At 39.0% G+C, this 1,219-nt stretch carries 2 protein-coding genes; both read right to left on the bottom strand.

The genetic code is table 11. The features are described from left to right. Positions 1–143: 143 nt before the first annotated feature. Complete coding sequence (locus FHR87_RS18895) at positions 144–797, bottom strand: hypothetical protein (RefSeq protein WP_183168302.1); 654 nt, start codon at positions 795–797, stop codon at positions 144–146. 169 nt (positions 798–966) lie between these two features. Beyond that, a partial coding sequence (locus tag FHR87_RS18900) for a DUF3459 domain-containing protein (protein WP_183168303.1) occupies positions 967–1,219 on the bottom strand: 253 nt, incomplete at its 5' end.

The raw sequence follows: 1,219 nt of genomic DNA on the forward strand, positions 1-1,219 counted from the left end.
TTGGATTGTGGTGTTTCCACGTTTGTTGCATCGGCATCAACTGCGGCATTACCTATCATTGGATGTTTCCTTTTTTTGTGGTTGTTGATTTAAGGTGATACTTTATCAGGAGTGTATAAATTCACCCAGGCAAAGTTCAATATTTAAATTCCTTTTAATTGTCGGTTCAGCTCAAGCCCATCTTGAATGAACTTCATAAAATTAATGTTGTTTGTTATTTTTGATTTTGCTAAATCAATGTATTTATCAATTTCTTGCTCATTTATCGCTCGATAAGGATCATGATCACCATGCTCTATTCGAGCATTATAAAGCAAAGCTATAGCCATTCGTTCTTTTAAAATATTCTGATTTTTAGTGATTAACTTATGAGATCCAAAGATGACAAATTTATCTTTCTTGAGACAAGGTGAATATAAATAAGCATATAAAGTAGGTGTCGTTTTAGAAACACGCCAAATCAGCTTCATGTATTTGCTTATAGGTAGTGGACTGATATATTTATAGTTATGCTTTCGATTTCTAGAAAGCTGTTTTTCAGTTAATCTATCAATGCACTTGCTAAGTAACGCTATTGCTTTTTCAAGGCTAGCAGCCGGGTTTAATTTGCTATCGGAGATACCGCCTATAATTAAACAGACACCATTACGCTCAAATTTTATCTGCCATCTTTTTTTATCTTTATTTCTGGAAATACCCTTGGGTACTTGATAAACAACGCCATCTATTTCAACATTCCTGAATGGCAAACGCATTCCGTTTATGGTTATAAATGTCTGACTTATTAGGTTAGTCACGACTGCTGCTCCATCATGACATGGCTGTTTCAACAAACAGATCTCGTTTTTCAGCCGGTTCGCTCTTTGTATCTGTTTGGAATATTTTCGGAGTTTTTCGTGTTTGGGTGCCTCGACTCGCAGGAGTGCGAAGCACCAGAGCACTAGAACGTGCGGTTAATGTGAAAATTTACGAGCGCGTCAACCAGACTGCTGTATTGCCCGGCAACTTGTCTTCCTGTAACGCTTCACTTGACAGCAACACCTTCCTGTTCGCTGGCAAGGCTACAGCCTTGGTTCCGAAATTGATTATGATGCGCAGATCGCCGTTATCAAATGCCAACACATCCTTATCGGCATCGAGCCACTGTACCTGGCCATTACCCAGAGAATATTTGTGGCGCAATTGTAGGATCTGCCGATACAGCTCCAGTGTGGAACCT

This window comes from Azomonas macrocytogenes (assembly GCF_014191985.1).
GTDB classification, from domain to species: Bacteria; Pseudomonadota; Gammaproteobacteria; order Pseudomonadales; family Pseudomonadaceae; genus Azomonas; species Azomonas macrocytogenes.